13 protein-coding genes are annotated in these 20,134 nt (G+C 48.1%); 11 read left to right on the top strand and 2 right to left on the bottom strand.

Annotated elements, in window-relative coordinates:
• The first annotated feature begins 294 nt into the window (after positions 1-294).
• From thiC to ASG81_RS30790, 4 genes are all read left to right on the top strand, one after another.
• Positions 295-2,058 carry a phosphomethylpyrimidine synthase ThiC gene (gene thiC / locus ASG81_RS11790; RefSeq protein ID WP_056633837.1) on the top strand — a complete coding sequence of 588 codons (1,764 nt, stop codon included), beginning with the start codon at positions 295-297 and terminating at the stop codon, positions 2,056-2,058.
• A 7,055-nt stretch (positions 2,059-9,113) separates the two neighbouring features.
• Positions 9,114-9,476 (top strand): WIAG-tail domain, encoded by a 363-nt coding sequence (locus ASG81_RS33930; protein ID WP_442952863.1) that lies wholly within the window; start codon positions 9,114-9,116, stop codon positions 9,474-9,476.
• 171 nt (positions 9,477-9,647) lie between these two features.
• Positions 9,648-11,024, top strand: coding sequence for a glycosyltransferase family 2 protein (locus ASG81_RS11810; protein ID WP_056633850.1), 1,377 nt, complete (start codon positions 9,648-9,650; stop codon positions 11,022-11,024).
• Between the two features lie 35 nt (positions 11,025-11,059).
• Positions 11,060-11,236, top strand: a complete 177-nt coding sequence (locus tag ASG81_RS30790) for a hypothetical protein (RefSeq protein ID WP_155971442.1) — start codon at positions 11,060-11,062, stop codon at positions 11,234-11,236.
• An 82-nt stretch (positions 11,237-11,318) separates the two neighbouring features.
• Here the strand turns inward: ASG81_RS30790 and ASG81_RS11815 are convergent, their stop codons facing one another.
• On the bottom strand, positions 11,319-12,326 hold the full coding sequence (locus ASG81_RS11815) for a ketoacyl-ACP synthase III (RefSeq protein WP_056633853.1): 1,008 nt from the start codon (positions 12,324-12,326) through the stop codon (positions 11,319-11,321).
• A 161-nt stretch (positions 12,327-12,487) separates the two neighbouring features.
• On the opposite strand from ASG81_RS11815, the gene ASG81_RS11820 reads away from it, so the two are divergent.
• Together ASG81_RS11820 and ASG81_RS11825 are read left to right on the top strand one after the other, a co-directional pair.
• A complete protein-coding gene (locus ASG81_RS11820; RefSeq protein ID WP_056633856.1) occupies positions 12,488-13,213 on the top strand; it encodes a YhcN/YlaJ family sporulation lipoprotein in 726 nt (241 codons plus the stop codon).
• 221 nt (positions 13,214-13,434) lie between these two features.
• A complete protein-coding gene (locus tag ASG81_RS11825) occupies positions 13,435-14,577 on the top strand; it encodes a hypothetical protein (RefSeq protein WP_056633860.1) in 1,143 nt (380 codons plus the stop codon).
• 198 nt (positions 14,578-14,775) lie between these two features.
• Here ASG81_RS11825 and ASG81_RS11830 read toward each other — a convergent pair whose 3' ends face one another.
• Entirely contained in the window at positions 14,776-15,876 is a 1,101-nt protein-coding gene (locus ASG81_RS11830) for a YheC/YheD family endospore coat-associated protein (protein ID WP_056633862.1), read from the bottom strand.
• Between the two features lie 256 nt (positions 15,877-16,132).
• Here ASG81_RS11830 and ASG81_RS11835 point away from each other — a divergent pair, with 256 nt between their 5' ends.
• From ASG81_RS11835 to ASG81_RS11855, 5 genes are all read left to right on the top strand, one after another.
• Complete coding sequence (locus ASG81_RS11835) at positions 16,133-16,777, top strand: acetyltransferase (RefSeq protein WP_056633865.1); 645 nt, start codon at positions 16,133-16,135, stop codon at positions 16,775-16,777.
• Positions 16,778-16,903: 126 nt separating this feature from the next.
• Positions 16,904-17,617, top strand: a complete 714-nt coding sequence (locus tag ASG81_RS11840; RefSeq protein WP_056633868.1) for an acylneuraminate cytidylyltransferase family protein — start codon at positions 16,904-16,906, stop codon at positions 17,615-17,617.
• Entirely contained in the window at positions 17,610-18,404 is a 795-nt protein-coding gene (locus ASG81_RS11845; RefSeq protein ID WP_056633871.1) for an SDR family NAD(P)-dependent oxidoreductase, read from the top strand. The genes ASG81_RS11840 and ASG81_RS11845 overlap by 8 nt, the downstream gene beginning before the upstream one ends.
• Positions 18,404-19,321 (top strand): Gfo/Idh/MocA family protein, encoded by a 918-nt coding sequence (locus tag ASG81_RS11850; protein ID WP_235548840.1) that lies wholly within the window; start codon positions 18,404-18,406, stop codon positions 19,319-19,321. The genes ASG81_RS11845 and ASG81_RS11850 overlap by 1 nt, the downstream gene beginning before the upstream one ends.
• Positions 19,305-20,129, top strand: a complete 825-nt coding sequence (locus ASG81_RS11855; protein ID WP_056633877.1) for an SDR family NAD(P)-dependent oxidoreductase — start codon at positions 19,305-19,307, stop codon at positions 20,127-20,129. The genes ASG81_RS11850 and ASG81_RS11855 overlap by 17 nt, the downstream gene beginning before the upstream one ends.
• Positions 20,130-20,134: the final 5 nt, after the last annotated feature.

The following is a 20,134-nucleotide window of genomic DNA, read 5'->3' on the forward strand; positions in this document are numbered from 1 at the left end:
AATTGCGCGTGAGAGCTCTGCCGAATTTCAGCTGAAACGTCAGCTGGAATAAGCATGACTTTTGAAGCCGCATCTACTCGGAGGGGAACCCCGGCCTGATGCCACGCGCCTGACGACACACTTCGACCGCTCCTTCGCTGGAGCGGTTTTTTTGTTATATAAGACTACACGCTCCAGCGACTGCATTGCACGTACCACTCATGCAGTGATTTCAAGCGGTGCTTTAAACTTTCTTATATGCTCGCGTATGCCTCCAGGAGATATTCTACATATTCCAATTGGGAGGTTTTTGATATGGCAATTATTACGACTCCGCTTCCGGGCAGCCGGAAAGTGTATGTAACTGGCTCGAAGGAAAGTATCCGAGTACCTATGAGAGAAATTGCTTTGGAAGCAAGCACGGGAAGAAATGGCGAAGAGACGCCGAACGAACCGATAAGAGTTTATGATGCAAGCGGCCCTTATACCGATGAGAGCTATATATCAGATGTGCGGCGCGGATTGCCGAACCTTCGCGGCGAATGGATTAACGAACGCGGCGATGTGGAGCATTATGGAGGCCGGGAAATAAAGCCTGAGGATAACGGATTTTTAACCGAGGATAAGGCAAGTCAGCGGGGCGCCGAGCGGTTTCCTGGCCTGGTGAGACAGCCGCTGCGGGCAAAAGCCGGACAAAATGTGACGCAGCTGCATTACGCCCGTAAGGGAATTATCACCTCAGAGATGGAATATATCGCGATTCGCGAAGGGATGGACGCGGAGTTTGTACGCAGCGAGATCGCAGCCGGGCGTGCGATTATCCCGACAAACATCAATCATCCGGAGAGCGAGCCGATGATAATCGGACGTCAATTTCACGTAAAAATCAATGCGAATATCGGTAATTCCGCTGTTGCATCCTCGATCGAAGAGGAAGTGGAGAAGATGACGTGGGCAACCCGCTGGGGAGCCGATACGATTATGGATTTGTCCACGGGCAAAAACATTCACACGACGCGTGAATGGATCATCCGTAATTCACCGGTTCCGGTTGGAACGGTGCCGATCTATCAAGCGCTGGAGAAGGTAAACGGCAATGCGGAGGATCTCAGCTGGGAAGTATTCCGCGATACGCTTATCGAGCAAGCGGAACAAGGCGTCGATTATTTTACCATTCATGCGGGCGTGCTTCTGCGTTACATACCGCTCACAGCTAAACGCGTTACCGGTATTGTCTCGCGCGGCGGATCAATTATGGCCGCATGGTGCCTGGCACACCATAAGGAAAACTTCCTATATACGCATTTCGAAGAGATTTGCGAGATTATGAAGGCTTATGACGTGTCGTTCTCTTTGGGCGACGGATTGAGACCCGGCTCGATTGCCGATGCGAATGATGCAGCACAATTTGCAGAGCTTGATACGCTGGGAGAGCTGACGAAAATCGCTTGGAAGCATGACGTACAGGTTATGATTGAAGGCCCGGGTCATGTGCCGATGCATCTCATAAAAGAAAATATGGACCGTCAGCTGGAAGTTTGCGATGAAGCTCCTTTTTACACGCTAGGACCGCTTACGACAGATATTGCACCGGGCTATGACCATATTACGTCGGCTATCGGAGCCGCAATGATCGGTTGGTTCGGTACGGCGATGCTTTGCTACGTAACGCCGAAGGAGCATCTGGGGCTTCCGAATAAAGAGGATGTGAAGGAAGGCGTCATTACTTACAAAATCGCAGCTCATGCTGCCGACTTGGCGAAGGGCCATCCAAGGGCGAAGTATCGTGACGATGCGTTGTCCAAGGCACGATTCGAATTCCGTTGGCGCGACCAGTTCCATCTATCGCTTGACCCTGAGCGCGCAATGGCGTACCACGATGAAACGCTCCCGGCGGATGCGGCAAAATCGGCACATTTCTGTTCCATGTGCGGTCCTAAGTTTTGCAGTATGCGAATTACCCAGGATATTAGGGAATACGCTGCGCAAAACGGGATGGAAACGACAGATGCGATTGAAGCGGGGATGAAGGAAAAGTCGGATGCGTTTAAAGCGGCAGGAAGCAGTATCTACAGCTAGCGCTGCCGGAACGTACAGCCGATTGTTGATATAATTAGAAGTAATGCCGTCAGCGATCATGTCAGCCGGACATGATCGCTGGCGGTATTTTGTTTGCGTTCCTGGGCTCCTTATTTCCTATACTTGCTGTCAAGATCGAAATAATTGACCTTAATTACAAACCAAAACCGCGGAGAGCGGCTCAAATGAGCTCCCGCGGTTTTTATTTTTGGTTTAACGGTGCATGCATAATTGTCTGCACACCTAGTAGCCAGCCTATGGGTAAGTGCATATATTACCTATGACATTTCAGGTGGAAGAAGGAGAGGGCTATGACAAAAAGCAATAAAGGAAAGAGCCCGAAAGGGCGAAAGCCGCTTTTTTATGTTGATAATCCGAATACTTCCGAGTTAAAGTGGCTAGATGATTTGAATAAAAAAGTTGCTGCGCAAAATTCGGTTGCCAATCGAACGATAAAAGCTAAGGATGATAATCAACCAACATTGAATATTAATGCAGTTATGGCAACTTCGGAAGCGGAAACGGGAATGGGACTTGGAACGGAAAGCAAGGAAGCTGAATTGCCAGATGATGATCAGCCTGATTTTATCGAGATTGATGCATCGCAATTGGTAGAAATTTTTGAAGTAATTGATGAAGAGGAAATAAGCCATGAAGAGAAGTTGGAGAAGCTTGAAGAGAAGAAAGACCCTGATAGGCCTGCTCCGTTTATTTATACGGATGATTTGGTCAATTTCGCAGTTACCTCCGAAAAAATTGCATCAGGTGCTATCGACAGCAGCAAGCTCGGAGCGGGTATTGTCACTTCAGACGTGATTGCAGATTACGCAGTAGATACTGTCCATATAGCAGACGGCGCCATCAAGTCCGCAAAAATCGCTCCGGAGTCGATCACGGGTAATCATTTGACTAACAATTCGATATCCGGCGATAAAATTTTGGATCACTCCATCTACGGAAGCAAGCTGCAGGACGGGAGCATTTCGTCAGAGAAGCTCGCAGACCGTACGATAAGCTCTCACAAGTTAGCAGAAGGCTCGATCGAATCCAGACATTTAAAATCGTTTATTATTACTGCGGAGCTGCTGGCAGACCAGTCGATCACATCGGATAAAATTAAAAGCGGCACAATCCGGGCTGAAAATTTGACTAATGAGATCATTAACAACTCCAAGCTGGGTGAAGCTTCCGTTACTCACTCCAAGCTGCGCGATGAAGCTGTAACCGGGGAGAAGATTGCGCCGGGAGCGGTTGACACGGTTCATTTGAAACCTGGCTTATTGTTTGCAGAGCACATAGCGCCCGGTGCTATTCAAGGAATACATCTGGCCGCAGGTGAGATTGCAGCCGAGCATTTGGTCGAGGGAGTAGTTGGGGCAAGAGAACTGCAAGCAGACGCAGTCAGTGCCAAGCACTTAGCTGCAGGGTCGGTATCCTCGGAGCATCTGCAAGCGGGTGCCGTTCAAAGCGGCCACATCGGAGCGGAACAAATCATAAGCGGGAATCTCGCAGACCATTCTGTCACATCCGCGAAGCTGGCTGACCAATCGGTATCGACGATCAAAATTGTCGATCATTCGATTACTTTATCAAAGCTGTCGGACCAAAGCGTGAACGCGCAAAAGCTTTCTAATGATGCGGTACAAAACCGTCATCTGGGACGTTTCAGCGTCACTTCAGACAAAATTGCTGAAGCTCAGGTGCTGCAGTGGCATCTGGCAGCCGATTCGGTATCAATGGAGCAGCTTGCACCTAATTCAATTATGAGAGAGCATGTGCAAGATGGAATTATTAATGAAGATAAGCTTGCTCTTCAATCTGTCAGGAAGGAGCATATCGTTCATTCAGCTGTCGGTACGTCGCAATTAGCAGATGAGTCAGTCACTAAAAATAAGTTAACCGAAGGCGCTGTGACGGCGTCCATTTTGGCGAATGGATCAGTTGAGTCAAGACATTTGCAGGATGATATTATTACGTTTCAGAAAATAGCTCCGGATGCGCTGAGGGCGTATCATTTTTCGGCTGGTGCTGTAACGGAAGCGTCAATTTCGCCGAAAGCTGTGAGCGGGGAGCATTTGCAGCTTGGAATTATTGACAATGGTCATCTGGTAAAAGATGCAGTAGATACGGAGAAGCTGCAGGATGGATCGGTAACGAGCAATAAGCTGGCTTTTGGCGCAGTTACGGAACGTTATATCGCTCCAGGAGTCGTATTTTCACATCATTTGGCCGATCATATCGTCAATTCACTCAAGCTGTCTCCGGAATCCGTTACTTCAGATAAGCTGTCTGATTTAAGTGTTGTGGCTTCTAAGCTTGCGGACGGAAGCGTAATAAGCTCCAAAATTGCACCGAACGCGGTGCAATCGGAGCATTTTTCGGATGGGTCAGTAGTGACTAGGCACATTGGGCTTGGCGCGATTGATTCATCGCATTTACAGAATCGTATCATTGGGGCTAATCATTTGATTGCCCAATCGGTAGGTTCCGAAGCGCTGCAGGATGGATTAATTAAGACTGAAAAGTTATCTGCCGGCGCTGTCCAGTCCAAGCAAATCGCCGATGAGGCAGTGCAGAGCCGTCATTTGGCCAATGCTTCGGTGCTCGGCATTCACTTAGGCGAGAATAGTGTGCACAGTGCCCATATTGTGGATGAATCGATCTCAAATGAGAAGCTGTCCGCTGAAAGTGTAGGAGAAAAACAGCTGCAGAACGGTTCTGTCGGGGCTGCGGCATTGAAGCAAGGCGCTATAGGCACTGCGCATGTGGCGGACGGTGCGATTACATCGGACAAAATTGCTGAACTGTCAATCAGCTCGAAGCAGCTGCAGCCGGCTGCTGTGAAGGCGGCGAATCTGGAAGCGGCGAGCGTAAGCGAAGAAGCCCTGCAGGACGGAGCGGTAACGGGAGCGAAGATCGATTTCGGTGCGGTAACGTCAGAGCATCTGCAGCTGGAATCGTTAGCGGGTAAACATTTTAAGGCTGACACGATCCAAGGGTATCACATTCGTAAAGGTACGATTACGGTTGGGCATCTCTCAGAAGAAGTGCTTTCGTTCGAGAAAATATCCGATGATACAATTCACGGCGGCAAGCTTAAGCGAGGAACGATTGGCCGGAAGCAAATAGCCGAATTCAGTATAGGAAGAAATCAGCTGGATACGGGGGCAGTCACGCGTGATAAGTTGTTCACGGCTGCGGTCGGCAGTGAGCAAATCGAAGCGGGTGCGATCAGGGCAGAGCAGCTTGCGGCAGATAGCGTAACGAGGGAGAAGCTGGCACCCGGAAGCGTAGGAGAAGAGCAATTAGAAGCTTGGAGCGTAACGACGGAGAAGCTGGCAATCGCCAGTGTATGTTCGGAGCAGCTCTCGGCAGGCAGCGTAACGACAGAGAAGCTGGCGCATGGAAGTGTCGGAGCAGAACAATTGGAAGCCGGCAGCGTAACGATGGAGAAGCTGGCTCTCAGAAGTGTAGGCGAGGAACATCTTTCGGCAGGCAGCGTAACGACGGAGAAGCTGGCGCTTAGAAGCGTAGGAGAAGAGCAATTGTCCTCACATAGCGTAACGGACGAGAAGCTGGCAGCTGGAAGCGTGACAGAAGAGAAATTGGCGCTCGGAAGCGTAAGCACGGAGAAGCTGGCAGCCGGAAGTGTAACGACGGAAAAGCTGGCTTTTGAAACCGTAGGCCCGGATCAGCTTGCTGCAGGCAGCGTAACAATGGAGAAGCTTGCATGTGGCTCCATAAGCGAGGAGAAGCTTGCATCCGGAAGCGTAACGACGGAGAAGCTGGCGCTCGGCAGTATCGGCGCTGAACAGCTATCTGCAGGCAGTGTAACGACAGAGAAGCTGGTGCTCAGCAGTGTCGGTACGGAACAGCTTTCGGCTGGCAGCATAACGACGGAGAAGCTGGCGCTAGGCAGCGTGGGCGAGGAGCAGCTGTCAAATGGCAGTGTAACGAATGAGAAGCTGGCGCTAGGAAGCGTAGGCGAGGAGCAGCTGTCAGTCGGCAGTGTAACGACGGAGAAGCTAGTGTTCGGAAGTGTCGGTACGGAACAACTTTCGGCAGACAGCGTAACGACAGAGAAGCTGGCGCCGGATAGTGTAACGATGGAGAAGCTGGCGTTCGGAAGTGTCGGCACGGAACAGCTTGCATCCGGAAGCGTAACGACAGAGAAGCTGGCGCTTGGTAGTATTGGATCGAAGCAGTTAACGGCTGGCAGTGTAACATCCGATAAGTTGGCGTTCGGCAGCGTGGGAACGAAACAACTGTCGGCAGGCAGCGTAACGATGGAGAAGCTGGCATTCGGAAGCGTGGGATCGAAGCAGCTTTCCGTGAACAGTGTAACGACGGAAATTTTGGCGTCCCAAAGCGTAGGCGAAGAGCAGCTTTCGGCAGGCAGTGTAACGACGGAGAAGCTGGCGCTAGGAAGCGTAGGCGAAGAGCAGCTGTCGACAGGCAGTGTAACGACGGAGAAGCTGGCACTTGGAAGTGTAGGAACGGAGCAGCTTTCGGAAGGCAGCATAACGACGGAGAAGCTTGCGTTTGGAAGCGTAGGAAGGGAACAGTTGACGCCAGGCAGCGTAACGATGGAGAAGCTGGCACTGGGAAGTGTAGGAACGGGACAGATATCAGACGGCAGTGTAACGATAGAAAAACTGTCGATTGGAAGCATAGGCTCTGAGCAGCTGTCTGCAGGAAGTATAACGACGGAGAAGCTATCGCTAGGAAGTGTTGGCGAAGAGCAGTTGTCTGCAGGAAGCGTAACGACGGAGAAGCTGGCGTTTGGAAGCGTAAGAACGGAGCAGCTCTCGGCAGGCAGTGTAACGACGGAGAAGTTGAGGCTCGGAAGCGTAGGCGAGGAGCAGCTGTCGGCTGGCAGCGTAACGACGGAGAAGCTGGCGTTTGGAAGCGTAGGAACGGAGCAGCTCTCGGCAGGCAGTGTAACGACGGAGAAATTGGGGCTCGGAAGCGTAGGTGAAGAGCAGCTGTCGGCTGGCAGTATAACGACGGAGAAGCTGGCGTTTGGAAGCGTAGGAACGGAGCAGTTGTCAGACGGCAGTGTAACGATAGAAAAACTGTCGATTGGAAGCATAGGCTCTGAGCAGCTGTCNGTTTGGAAGCGTAGGAACGGAGCAGTTGTCAGACGGCAGTGTAACGATAGAAAAACTGTCGATTGGAAGCATAGGCTCTGAGCAGCTGTCTGCAGGAATCATAACGACGGAAAAGCTGGCGTTTGGAAGCGTAGGAACGGAGCAGTTGTCAGACGGCAGTGTAACGATAGAAAAACTGTCGATTGGAAGCATAGGCTCTGAGCAGCTGTCTGCAGGAANAAGCTGGCGTTTGGAAGCGTAGGAACGGAGCAGTTGTCAGACGGCAGTGTAACGATAGAAAAACTGTCGATTGGAAGCATAGGCTCTGAGCAGCTGTCTGCAGGAAGCATAACGACGGAAAAGCTGGCGCTCGGAAGCGTGGGCGAAGAGCAGTTGTCTGCAGGAAGTGTAACGACGGAGAAGCTGGCGTTTGGAAGCGTAGGAACGGAGCAGCTTACGGCAGGCAGTGTAACGACGGAGAAGCTGGGGCTCGGTAGCGTGGGTGAAGAGCAGTTATCTGCAGGAAGCGTAACGACGGAGAAGCTGTCGTTTGGAAGCGTAGGAATGGAGCAGCTTACGGCAGGCAGTGTAACGACGGAGAAGCTTGCGCTCAGAAGCGTAGGAACGGAGCAGTTGACAGACGGCAGTGTAACGATAGAGAAACTGTCGATTGGAAGCATAGGCTCTGAGCAGCTGTCTGCAGGAAGCATAACGACGGAGAAGCTGGCGCTCAGAAGCGTGGGTGAAGAGCAGTTGTCTGCAGGAAGCGTAACGATGGAGAAGTTGGCGTTTGGAAGCGTAGGAATGGAGCAGCTTACGGCAGGCAGTGTAACGATGGAGAAGCTTGCGCATGGAAGTGTAGGTTCCGGGCAGTTGTCAAACGGCAGTGTAACGACAGAAAAACTATCGCTTGGAAGCGTAGGCTCTGAGCAGCTTTCGGCAGGCAGCGTAACGTCGGAGAAGCTGGGGCTCGGAAGCGTAGGCGCAGAGCAGCTGGCGGAAAGCAGCGTTACGAGGGAAAAACTCGCGCTCGGAAGCATAGGTGAAGAGCACCTGACGGAAGGCAGCGTTACGAGGGAAAAACTCGCGCTCGGAAGCATAGGTGAAGAGCACCTGACGGAAGGCAGTGTAACGACGGAGAAGCTTGCGCTTGGAAGCGTAGGAACGGAGCAATTATCGGCTGGCAGCGTAACTTCGTCAAAGCTGGAAGTTGGTTGTGTAGGAACGGAGCATCTGGATTTAGGCAGCGTAACGAGAGAAAAGCTGGCATACGGAAGCGTAGGCTCCGAACAATTGGTAAGCGGAAGCGTAGGAGCAGAGCAGCTWTCGGCAGGCAGCGTAACGAGAGAAAAGCTGGCATACGGAAGCATAGGCTCCGAACAATTGGTAATCGGAAGCGTAGGAGCAGAGCAGCTATCGGCAGGCAGCGTAACGAGAGAAAAGCTGGCATACGGAAGCGTAGGCTCCGAACAATTGGTAAGCGGAAGYGTAGGAGCAGAGCATCTTTCAGCAGGCAGCGTAACGCAAGAAAAGTTGGCATACGGAAGCGTAGGAGCAGAGCATCTGGATGCAGGCAGCGTTACAAGAGAAAAGCTGGCATATGGAAGCGTAGGCTCCAAACAATTGGTAAACGGAAGCGTGGGAACAGAGGAGCTTTCGGCAGGCAGCGTAACGAGAGAAAAGCTGGCAAACGGAAGCGTAGGCTCCGAACAATTGGTAAGCGGAAGCGTGGGAACAGAGGAGCTTTCGGCAGGCAGCGTAACGAGAGAAAAGCTGGCATACGGAAGCGTAGGCTCGGAACAATTGGTAAGCGGAAGCGTAGGAGCAGAGCAGCTTTCGGGAGGCAGTGTAACGAGAGAAAAGCTGGCATACGGAAGCGTAGGCTCGGAACAATTGGTAAGCGGAAGCGTAGGAGCAGAGCAGCTTTCGGCAGGCAGCATAACAGCCGATAAGCTCGCGCCAGGTATGCTGCAAGCGTATATTGATGAAAATGAAACGATTCTGTCCTTGCAGCAAAAGCCGATTGAACTTTCTTCATTAACTTTTGCGCCTGTAATATCGACTGCAAGGAGCGGAGTTACTAAGCAGCAGTTTGGATTGTCGCCCTTTAGCTTCACTTTTCAAGAAGAGCAGTTTGAAGTTATCATTGCATTCGAAGAGCCATTCGTGGATAATCGTTACGTACTGACAGCGACGATTGATCATCCCGCTTGTTATGCGGTGATACATTCAAAAACGGCCGAACAAGCAAAGATTACCGTTATCCGTACGCGCATCAGTCATGATCCTAAAGGTGAAATTAACTGGATTGCAATCGGCAGAGCCTAGATACGATAAGAGGATTTTGTACGCGAAATGCGTCAAAATCCTCTTTTTCTATTTATAGAAAGAAGACGGTATAATTTCGAAAATTACACGGATGCCGTTACGGTACAGGAAGTCCTACATACAATATGGTGTTATACCGACCGATCATATTAAGGATTGGAGAGAACGCTGATGAGACGAAAAAAAAAGAATGACCAACGTCTCAAAAACAAATCTGATTTGAAAACCAATATGAACAAACGCGTTGCTCGTTACAAACGTGGCTTTGATGCAGGCTACCAGCAAGGTTTAGAAGCAGGGTATAAAAGCTTTGAATCGTATTTTGAAGGAACAAGTATTATTATTCCGAGCGATAACGAGGTCGAATACGTTAAGCAATGCATTGAAAGCATCATCAATCATACGGATTTGCCTTACGAAATAATCGTAGTAGACAACAACTCCTCAGATGGAATGAAGCATTATATGAAGCAGCTGGACGGTTTTGTAAGATATCAAATTTTATCACATAATCATGGTTTTGCAGGAGCGGTGAACAGGGGCTTAATGATGGCCAAAGGAACGACGATTCTATTGTTAAGCAATCATGCTGTTTGCACCGACAATTGGCTTAACAATATGCTTATTTGCTTACAAAGTAATTCTAGCATTGGCATGGTAGGACCGGTGCTGAATGAGATGAACGGCAGCGAAATGAATGAGCTGAATGACAGCAGTATGGATGATCTGCAGAAATATGAAACATTAAGCAATCAAAGTGATTCTGCCAAATGGAGCGATGAAGAGATTTTGTCCCAAAAGTGTTTGTTGCTTCGGCGCGATTTGCTAGAGAAGGTAGGTTTTTTGGACGAAGGCTGCCTCGAAGGATCATACGTAATAGAAGATTATTGCATTAGAGTAAAACTCCAAGGACTTTCTTTGGTGCATGCTGGAGACGCCTTCGTTCATCTCGCTTCGGATGATAAGGTGATTCCAGATCATGAAGCGGAAGCGGCAAGCGAGAAAGCAATGCGATACTATACGGATAAATGGAATGAGGATTCGTATAAAAGTGCAATCAGCAATCTATTAAGCCGGATAGACGCTCATCAACAGGATAGGCTGTATGAACGAAAACTCGGCGAAACGACGTTTTACCCGCAAGCGATTGCAGTAAAAGGGTTAATGGATACCATTTTCTGGATTGAAGATGATGTTCGCAGGCCTATTGAAGGGATATGGGATGGACCTGTCATTCAGTTGTCCCAAATGGATTTAAAGCGATGGTTGTTCGGGCCTGTATTGACTGAGGAGGAAGCGCTGTTTAAATTGGAGATTGTTCAGGGAGACGGACAAAACAACGTTCTCCATGGATCCATTTGCGTCAAAGCGGATGGCTGTATGTATTATATGGAAAAGGGCATGAAACGAGCTATCGTTAGTCCATTAGCAGCCGAGGCCTGGTTTATGAATATGCGTTCACAAATCAGCTTGCCAGAGTCACAGCTTCATGATGTTCCCGATGGTCTGCCTATAATAGGACCGGTCCGTCTTCGGCAAGCATTGTAATCTCTATTCGCATTAAAGGTTAGGAGGCAAAATGGATGGCAATAAATACAAAAAAGACGCTGCAGCGCAGAAAGTCCGTACAAAGAAAGCGTCTTACTCAGAAAAATAACGAGCGCGTAAAATTAGGCCAAGTGTTCAACAATGGTTATAATACAGGGTTTGCAATAGGTTTTGAAGATGGTCATCAATTGGCCTATGAACAACAGCCATAATAAATCCGGTATACTTCATGCCCTATATATCTATCGTTTCGTCAGGAGCTGAAACGATAGCATATAGGGCTTTTTGACTTGGTTACAACGACCAGCGGATAATGATACCGGCTTGCGTTAAGCCGCCTCCAAACCCATAAAGAAGCATGAGCTGATCTTGCTTCAATGTGCCTGCTTTGACTGCTTCGTCTATGGCAAGCGGAATCGAAGCGGCGGATGTATTGCCGAACCTTTGGATGCTGGACAAAGTTTGGTCAAGAGTGAAGCCGGTCCTCTCGCAAAGTGCTTCTATAATGCGCATATTCGCGCTGTGTGGAATGAACCAATCGATGTCCGCAGCCGAGAGATTGCTTCGTGTCATGAGCTGCTTTACACCTGCTGCAACATGACTGACAGCCCACCGGTATACTTCACGGCCATTTTGCACAATTAATCCGTTTGCATGAATAGCATGATCTCCTATAGCAGAAGCTAAGCTGCTGCGATAAAGCTGATGTCCGCGCGCGCCATCCGTAATGGAATACATAGATACCACGTCTCCACTTCCGTCATCCGACGACTCCATAAGGAATGCCCCGGCTCCGTCGCCAAATAATATACATGTGGATCGATCTGAATAATCGGTAATTTTGGATAACGTTTCCGCACCAATAACGAGCACCTTGCGATAGGCACCGGAAAGCAGCAATCCGTTAGCAAGCTGAATGGCAGCGGCAAATCCGGCGCAAGCGGCTTGTAAATCTGCAGCCCCGCAGTTTTCAATGCCAAAATGAGCTTGCACCTGTGAAGCTACACTTGGAAACACGGCATCAGGAGTAGAGGTAGCGACAAGAATATAATCAATATCGTTCACTTCTACGTTGTAACGTTCAATCATATTTTGGACAGCTGCGAAACAAAGATGACTCGTGAATTGATGATCGGCCGCAATATGACGCTCTTGTATGCCGGTTCGCTGCACAATCCACTCATCATTCGTATCAACAAGCTTCTCTAAATCGGCATTCGTTAAAATTCGTTCTGGAACATAAGTGCCGATAGCGGTAATTGCGGCATTGGAGCGGATAACGGATTGAATGGTATCGTTCATTACCTTCAGACCTCCCACAATATTTAGTATCAAGTACTAGTACCTGATGCTAATTTACTTCATTGATTCGCTCTTGTCAACGTCATGCATAGTTCGAAAGTGATTGGCGAACGCTAAGAAAGGGCCTGAAGCCTGATCAAACCGAAATGGAGGATGGCTAAATGCACAAAAGAATCATTGCTTTATCTGCTGGCGTGCTGCTTAGCACAATGCTTGCGGGCTGCATGGAGAAACAAGGGGATTTAGGCAACAAAAATATCCGTTCAAACAGCATAAGATATGATGCAAATGGTAATTTGCTGAAGGACAAGCGCTTTGCTGATGATCAGATGAATGAAATGAACCGTGTAAACGGCCGTAGGCTGAACAGCAATAATATTATCGGATCGCATAAAAATTATCGGATGGAAATGAGCGAGAAAATTGCCGAGAGCATAACGAAATTGGATGCGGTCAAATTATCATACGTCCTACTGACCGATCATAACGCTTATGTTGCGGTATCGCTTGATGAGGAAGAGCCTGCAGGCAATTCGAAAATGATGAGCCGCACAGATAGCGGTTATATGGGCAAAGAGGGCGTTAGAATGAGCAGGCGAATGAGCAGCCTGTCAACGGGACAACATATGCTTACAGACCAAATAAAAGATGAAATTGCAAAAGTGGTCATGCGTTCAAGACCAAGCGTGGAGCATGTGTACGTATCTGCTAATCCTGATTTTGTCGGACGCATGAACGCTTATATGAACGATGTGAAGCAAGGACATCCTATCCAAGGCTTTATTGCAGAATTTAATTCTATGGCCGAGCGGGTATTCCCTGCGAAGTCCAGCGATATGGAACTCAAAAGCTCTAGTATTAAAAACAAACGTATGATTTACGACTGATTCATTAATCAAAAAATATGAAATGCAAACCGGTATAGTGAGCTGCCACTCTCTAAATCGGTTTTTTTATGTCATTTAAGATGGAATAAGAGCGAGAGAGTTATGCAGATTAATAGAAACCGTTCAATATTATATTTTGAAAATAGGCATAAATAGGGTTTCCCATGAATTTAGGCATTCATAGGATAAGGCATACCTTTAATTAGACTGGGAGGAGCAGCATGATATTTGGAACGGTTACAAGCGCAAGCGATTTGCCGAAAGCAATGATCATGGCGAGATCGGTCAAGAAATATATGCCTAGAAGCAAAGTTGTTGTTGGTATTATTGAAGATAAGATACCGGAATCAGCGCTCCGCTTTCCTTATTTTAATGAAGTCATTTTAATGAAACATATTACTACGTATACCATTTATTATAAGTTTTTCTTTCAATATACGTTGCAGGAAGCGATACGCTCTTGCAAAGCGCCAATAATGAAGTATATCTATTATAAATATACAGATGAAGATATTATGGTCTATTTGGATGCTGATATGAAGGTGTTAGGCCCTTTTGATGAGCTGCCGGCAATTGTGAAGGAAAATCCTATTACGGTTACGGGTCATTTCATATATCCTGAAACATTCGATCCGGATGGTATGGCGGAAATCCGAAAATTGGGCTTACTTCATCCGGGAATCGTTGCATTAAATAGGCATCCGTCAGCAGAGAAGTACTTGCTTTGGTGGTCAAAGATTAGCGATCATCATGGATATTACGATCATGAAAAAAACCGATTTGCTGATCAAGATTGGCTGGATCTATCCCATCTATTTTTTGATGAAGTATATACACTGCGGCATGCCGGCTATAATGTTTCTTCCTTGAACTTAATCGAACGATGGAATATTGACCGGATTGGCGAGGATTTATACGTTATTAACGATCAGCCTCTACGCTGCCTTCAACTTTCGCCTGATCTCTTACTTGCATCTTCTTGGATCGAGCCGGAAAAGGGAAAAATTTATAGTGATCTATATATCCAATATTTAAACCATGTGATCGAGCTGGGACTAAGTGATATGGATAAAAAACCGTGGAGCTATAGCCTCTTCTCGAGCGGGGAACCGATCAGCGATGAGACGAAAAGGATTTTCCTCAAAAATTATATGAAAAATCCAGAAATTGAAAATCCTTTTATGTTGTCAAATGCCTATTTCAATATTGAGCTGGATAGTCAAAAGACCGACATTATACCAAACCCACATCTGCCTCAGAAGATAATACAGAAACAGAACAAGGCTATTCAAATTAGTAGAACAAAAGCAAGACGCGTAAAAATAAATGCTAGCCGTAAAAAGCGTATCCGTCGAAGCGGTTAAAATGTATAAAATTTCGGGGTGGAAGTTGTTTTCCGCCTCGTTTTTTTGTTTTGACAACGCTAATATGGATTCAACTAAAACTACTATTCTATATACAACCAACTTAAGGCTGTTTGACAGTAGCAAAGCAAAGTAAACGCCGTAAAGAATAACACCAGTTGCAATTGGAGGTGTAATCTTTACGGCGCTTTCGAGTGTTCAACTTTTGATGCCGCCATCAAGCAAATATTTAGCGTATGCCATCGGGTTATCATAAGTGGCGGTCCATTCTTCCTGCATGCCGGCATCACGGAAGCTATAACGTTGGTCCTTTCCATTGCATTCAATAAACATGATATGTCCTTCGGCGGTAATGCCTATATCCAGTCCTAAATCAGCCATATGCGGCAGCCGCTCTGAAAGAAGGGAAGCAAGACGTAAGGAGAAGTCGCGGATGCGACTAACGACATCCTCCGGCATCAGATGTACGTATTCTTCAGTCAAAATGGTATGCAGCAGATGGGTTTTTCCTCCTTGCGCAACGTTGGTCACGAATTTGTGCTTTGGGGCGACTTTAGCGACAATACCTGTTATTTGCCAGCGACCGTCTCCTGCGCGCTGTACGGAGACGCGCAAATCAAAGGGGGCTCCTTGATACGTTGCAAGCGGCACTCTTTTTTGAACGATGTAGAATGTTCGTTGAATTCGTTTCCGTAAAATCGCGGGAAGCCTGGATCCTTTCCATTCGAGCGTATGCCATTTTCGATTACGAAAGCCGAGAGACGCCGGATAGGTAAGCATCCATCCGTTTGCCTTCCGGTCAATTCGCATGATGCCGCGGCCGATACTGCTGTTATCCGGTTTCACGATAAGTGAATCATACTTTTTCATCATCTGAAAAAGGGTAGTTGACGTTGCCCGCTGCGTTTCCGGTAAATGGACACGCAAATCTGCTGCTTCCATTAGTAAACGATTTATGAACAATTTACCATATCGATTTCGGAAATTAAAAAGCTGGCGATCACCTCCGAGCAGTACCGATAATTGGCGATTAAGCCGGTTGCCGGCAAAAATAGCTCTATTGTGAATGACACGCGGTACGGGCACATGCTGCTGAACAAATCTTTGATTTTGCATGACGTAAGCATTAACTGTCGAACGACCCGCACGGAGATCGCTCAGACGGAAGAAGCAGGGGGAAAATCCGTATTTTCTACCCGCCTCTACATAAAGGTTGATAGCCTCATATTTCGTTTTTCCGGAGGAGATGCAGCGATGCAGACTATCATTTACAAGAATACCCACGATGGGCGGATACATGTCGGAGCCTCCCTGTTCATTGTGGATTCTAATTTTTATCTGTCACTATATAGAATATGACATAAATTTTCTGCCGGCATGGACAGCTGTCTGATAGGTGGAATGTCCGCTGCTTCTACTCATATTGTATGAATGCTCTTGTAAGGTAGTGATACGACTACCGCCTGTTTCGACGAATGTACGAAGTACAGAATGACTAGGACAAACATCTATTCATATAGTAGTAGAAGGTCTTTATCAACAGGAAGGTGAATGCATGATAGGCATTATTGGAGCGGGAGGGCATGCGAAGGTCATTACGGACATCTTTAGAAGCCAGAAGCCGAATGAGAGAATCGTTTTCTTTACAATGTTGCCGGAGGCGGTCGATCCTTATTTTCTTGCATGCGAAATCGAGAAGGATTCGGAACATGTACAGATGTCTTACCGCAGCGTGTTGACTGGTTGGCATGTCGCAATCGGCAATCCGCATATTCGAAGGAGCAAGGTCGAATGGCTGTTACGTACTGGATGTCCTGTCATTACTGCTGTGCATGTATCAAGTGTACTGGCGGTTAGCAGTAAGCTCGGAGTAGGCAGCTCGGTCATGGCTGGCTCCATTGTTAATCCAGACGCCGTCGTCGGACGCGGCTGTATTATAAATACGGCTGCCGGACTCGATCATGATTGCCAGATAGGCGATTATGTCAATATCGGACCAGGCTGCAGACTTGCCGGTAACGTGAGTGTCGGGAAGTTAAGTGAGCTTGGGGCTGGTGCTGTTGTCATTCCTGGCATCCGTATCGGAAAAGGTTGCGTCATCGGAGCGGGAACGGTGGTTACCCGGAACCTTCCTGACTATAGCAAAGCAGTAGGCGTACCCGCGCGCGTAATTGGAGAACTGCCGCCTAGTGCAGATTAATGCTTTTATTCAAATTTACTGGAAAATCATAGGGCCTCTCAAAGATAGATGTTTTTCTCATAACCTTTCTCCTTTTGCCTCATACAATAGAGTAGGAGTTCGTGGAAGAAGGAGGGAGCGTGTCTGGTGATACAAAACAAAAGAGTCGTCGCACTTATTCCAGCTCGCGGCGGCAGCAAAAGCATTCCGTTAAAAAATATTAAGATGATGAATGGAAAGCCGCTCATTGCTTGGACCATCGAAACAGCGTTCAATACAAAAGAAATCGATCGTGTAATTGTCTCTACAGATCATGCGAGCATCGTATCTGTTGCTCATCAATATGGGGCAGAGGTAATGCTGAGACCGGATCGCCTGTCGCAAGATGATTCTTTGCCTATCGATGTAATCCGATATTGCATGGAGAGATTGAAGGCCGACAAAGAGCCTGCAGAGCTGATCGTTTATTTGGAGCCGACCTGCCCGCTGCGAAAGCCTGAGGATATTAGCGACTGCTTATCTATGTTGGCTGATCCGGTAAAAGGTCTAAGCTCTGTCGCGACATTCAAAGAGGCAGACCTGCATCCTTACCGCGCTTGGAAAAGGGATGGGGGCAAGCCCAGTATGTTCATTGACGGTGCCGTTCCGTGGCTGCCTCGTCAGCAGCTTCCAGACGCTTTGCAATTGAATGGAGCAGTTTACGCATTTACGTTAGACAGTATTTCGGGATCAAGCATTTCCGTCCTGTCAGATCGATGCGGCGTCGTTAAGATGCCCAAAAACCGTTCTGTTGACATCGATGACGAGATCGATTTTCTGTTCGCCGAATTGCTGATGAAAAGAGAGGATACCAATGACTGACATTTATCAATTGTTATCGCTTCGCGGTAAAGTGGCCCTTGTTACCGGAGGAGCTGGTTATTTGGGTACTGCTATATGTGAAACTCTGGCGGAGCTCGGCGCTCATGTCATCATTGCGAGCAGAGATCTGAAGAAATGCGAGGAGAAATGCAAGGAAATCGAGAGCAGCATAACGGGTGCTAAGGCTACTGCAATGGTTTTGGACTTAATGGACAAACAATCCATATTTCAATGCTTTCAACAGATAAAATCGGATTACAACGGTGTCGATATTCTCGTTAATAATGCCTGGTCCGGAAATAAAAATTCCTTCGAATCGATTTCTGACGAGGATTGGCAGTATGACATTGAGATGAGCATGACCTCTGTCTTCAGATGCGTGAAGGAAGCACTCCCCGGATTAGTAGCAAAGAAAGGCGTCATTTTGAATATCACATCGATGTACGGACACGTCGCACCTGATTATCGAATCTATGACGGCGTGCAATTCACGAACCCGCCTAGCTACGGCGCGGCCAAAGCGGGAGTCATCCAGTTTTCCAAATATTTAGCCAGCTTCCTGTCCCCGTACGGTATTCGCGTCAACTGTCTTAGTCCCGGAGCATTTCCTCATCCGGTTACTCAGCAGCATGAGGAGTTTATTCGGCACCTATCCGAGAAAAATCCGATGAACCGTATCGGCGACCCTGATGAAATTAAAGGAGCCGTCGCCTTGCTATGTTCGGATGCATCCAGCTACATGACCGGTCAGCATGTCTGCGTCGACGGGGGCTGGACAGTGTGGTAATGAAGGTCGGCGTTATCGGACTATCCGAAGGTAACGGCCATCCTTTCTCTTTCTCGGCAATCGTGAACGGGTATGACTCTACGAAGCTAGCAGCTGCCGGATGGGACCCGATCTATCACTATCTTGCGAAACGCGATGCCTCGGAATTCGGCTTTGAGGGCATAAAAGTGACTCATGCTTGGACGCAAAACGCAGTGGATACGAACAGCCTGTGTGAGGCATGTCTCATCCCGAACGGTCTTGCCGATTGGCGCGAAATGCTCGGTCAGGTAGACGCGGTCATCGTGGCAAGGGACGACGAGGAATCGCATCTTCAGTTGGCGCTGCCGTTCCTGGAGTACGGAATCCCGGTATTCGTCGACAAACCGCTAACCACAAATCTCGAGCAGCTTCGTCTGTTTCGGCCGTATTTGGAGAGCGGACTGCTTATGTCCTGTTCGGGCATGCGGTATGCTCAAGAGCTTGACGGGCTTCGAGTCGGGCTTACTGATTATGGGGAGCTGAAGCTGATCCGCTGCGCAGTGGTTCGTTCCTGGGAGAAGTACGGCGTGCATATGCTTGAAGCCGTTATTCCGCTAATCGGTTCGACGCCGCATGCAGTGACGGCGCTGCCTGCCGGTCATTATTCAATGGCCGTATCCTTCGATAATGGTCTCTTGCTGCAAATCGACTGCTTTGGAGACGTTTCCCCGATATTCAAAATAGATGTTTACGGAAGCCGCAAGCACGCCGTATTTCATGTCGAAGATAACTTTTCAATGTTTCGCCGGATGTTATGGCATTTCTTTCGCTCTGTTGAAGAGAGGGCGCCGGCAGTGCCTGCAGTGACGACATTAACGATCATGCGAATTTTGGCGGCGGGACGAAGATCCGTACAAGAAGGGAGGAGCGTGAGGCTTGATGAACTCTTATTATAAATCAATGTTTGAATTAAATGGAAAAACGGCAATCGTTACGGGAGGACTCGGAATTCTTGGTAAACGGATATGCTCTGGCTTGGCCGAGTTCGGCGCGAACGTGGCCGTTATCGATTTAGACGAGAAGGCTGCCTCATCTTTCGCAGACGAGCTGACCAAAAGCTACGGTACCGTTTGTATCGGCCTCGGCGGTGATATTGCATCGCTGGATGAGGTAATCCGAATGGTGGAAACGATCTTCATTCGTTTCGGCTCAATTGATATTCTTCTTAATAATGCAGCAAGTAAATCCTCCGATCTGAATAGCTTCTTCGCTCCTTTCGAGCAATATACCTTGGAGCAATGGCGGAAAATTATGTCTGTTAATATTGACGCGATGTTTCTGATGGCGCAAGCGGTGGGCAAATATATGATTCAACAGAAAACGGGCGGAAGCATTATTCAGACGGCTTCGATCCATGGAATGCTCGGAGCTGACCATCGCATTTACGAGGGCTCCTCCTTTATGGGGCGGCCAATTAATTCCCCAGCCGTATATTCAGCCTCCAAAGCAGCCGTATACGGATTAACAAAATATTTGGCTACGTATTGGGCAGGCCAGGGCATTCGCGTTAATGCCGTTACTCCCGGAGGCATCGAGAGCGGGCATAATGATACGTTTCAGAAAAAGTATGCAGCAAGAACGCCTCTCGGCCGAATGGGAAGACCGGATGAGGTTGTCGGCGCCTATATTTTCCTGGCATCTGACGCTTCAAGCTATGTCACGGGTCAGAACATTATTATCGACGGTGGATTAAGCGCTTGGTGAATGGG

Source organism: Paenibacillus sp. Soil522, assembly GCF_001428245.1.
GTDB lineage: Bacteria > Bacillota > Bacilli > Paenibacillales > Paenibacillaceae > Pristimantibacillus.

What these genes read in the sequence shown, in the direction of transcription:
- ASG81_RS30790 (WP_155971442.1), top strand. Translation starts at nt 11,060, where the DNA reads ATGGCAATAAATACAAAAAAGACGCTGCAGCGCAGAAAGTCCGTACAA.
- ASG81_RS11810 (WP_056633850.1), top strand. Translation starts at nt 9,648, where the DNA reads ATGAGACGAAAAAAAAAGAATGACCAACGTCTCAAAAACAAATCTGAT.
- thiC (WP_056633837.1), top strand. Translation starts at nt 295, where the DNA reads ATGGCAATTATTACGACTCCGCTTCCGGGCAGCCGGAAAGTGTATGTA.
- ASG81_RS11825 (WP_056633860.1), top strand. Translation starts at nt 13,435, where the DNA reads ATGATATTTGGAACGGTTACAAGCGCAAGCGATTTGCCGAAAGCAATG.
- ASG81_RS11835 (WP_056633865.1), top strand. Translation starts at nt 16,133, where the DNA reads ATGATAGGCATTATTGGAGCGGGAGGGCATGCGAAGGTCATTACGGAC.
- ASG81_RS11855 (WP_056633877.1), top strand. Translation starts at nt 19,305, where the DNA reads ATGAACTCTTATTATAAATCAATGTTTGAATTAAATGGAAAAACGGCA.
- ASG81_RS11830 (WP_056633862.1), bottom strand. Translation starts at nt 15,876, where the DNA reads ATGTATCCGCCCATCGTGGGTATTCTTGTAAATGATAGTCTGCATCGC.
- ASG81_RS11820 (WP_056633856.1), top strand. Translation starts at nt 12,488, where the DNA reads ATGCACAAAAGAATCATTGCTTTATCTGCTGGCGTGCTGCTTAGCACA.
- ASG81_RS11815 (WP_056633853.1), bottom strand. Translation starts at nt 12,326, where the DNA reads ATGAACGATACCATTCAATCCGTTATCCGCTCCAATGCCGCAATTACC.
- ASG81_RS11845 (WP_056633871.1), top strand. Translation starts at nt 17,610, where the DNA reads ATGACTGACATTTATCAATTGTTATCGCTTCGCGGTAAAGTGGCCCTT.
- ASG81_RS33930 (WP_442952863.1), top strand. Translation starts at nt 9,114, where the DNA reads ATGCTGCAAGCGTATATTGATGAAAATGAAACGATTCTGTCCTTGCAG.
- ASG81_RS11850 (WP_235548840.1), top strand. Translation starts at nt 18,404, where the DNA reads ATGAAGGTCGGCGTTATCGGACTATCCGAAGGTAACGGCCATCCTTTC.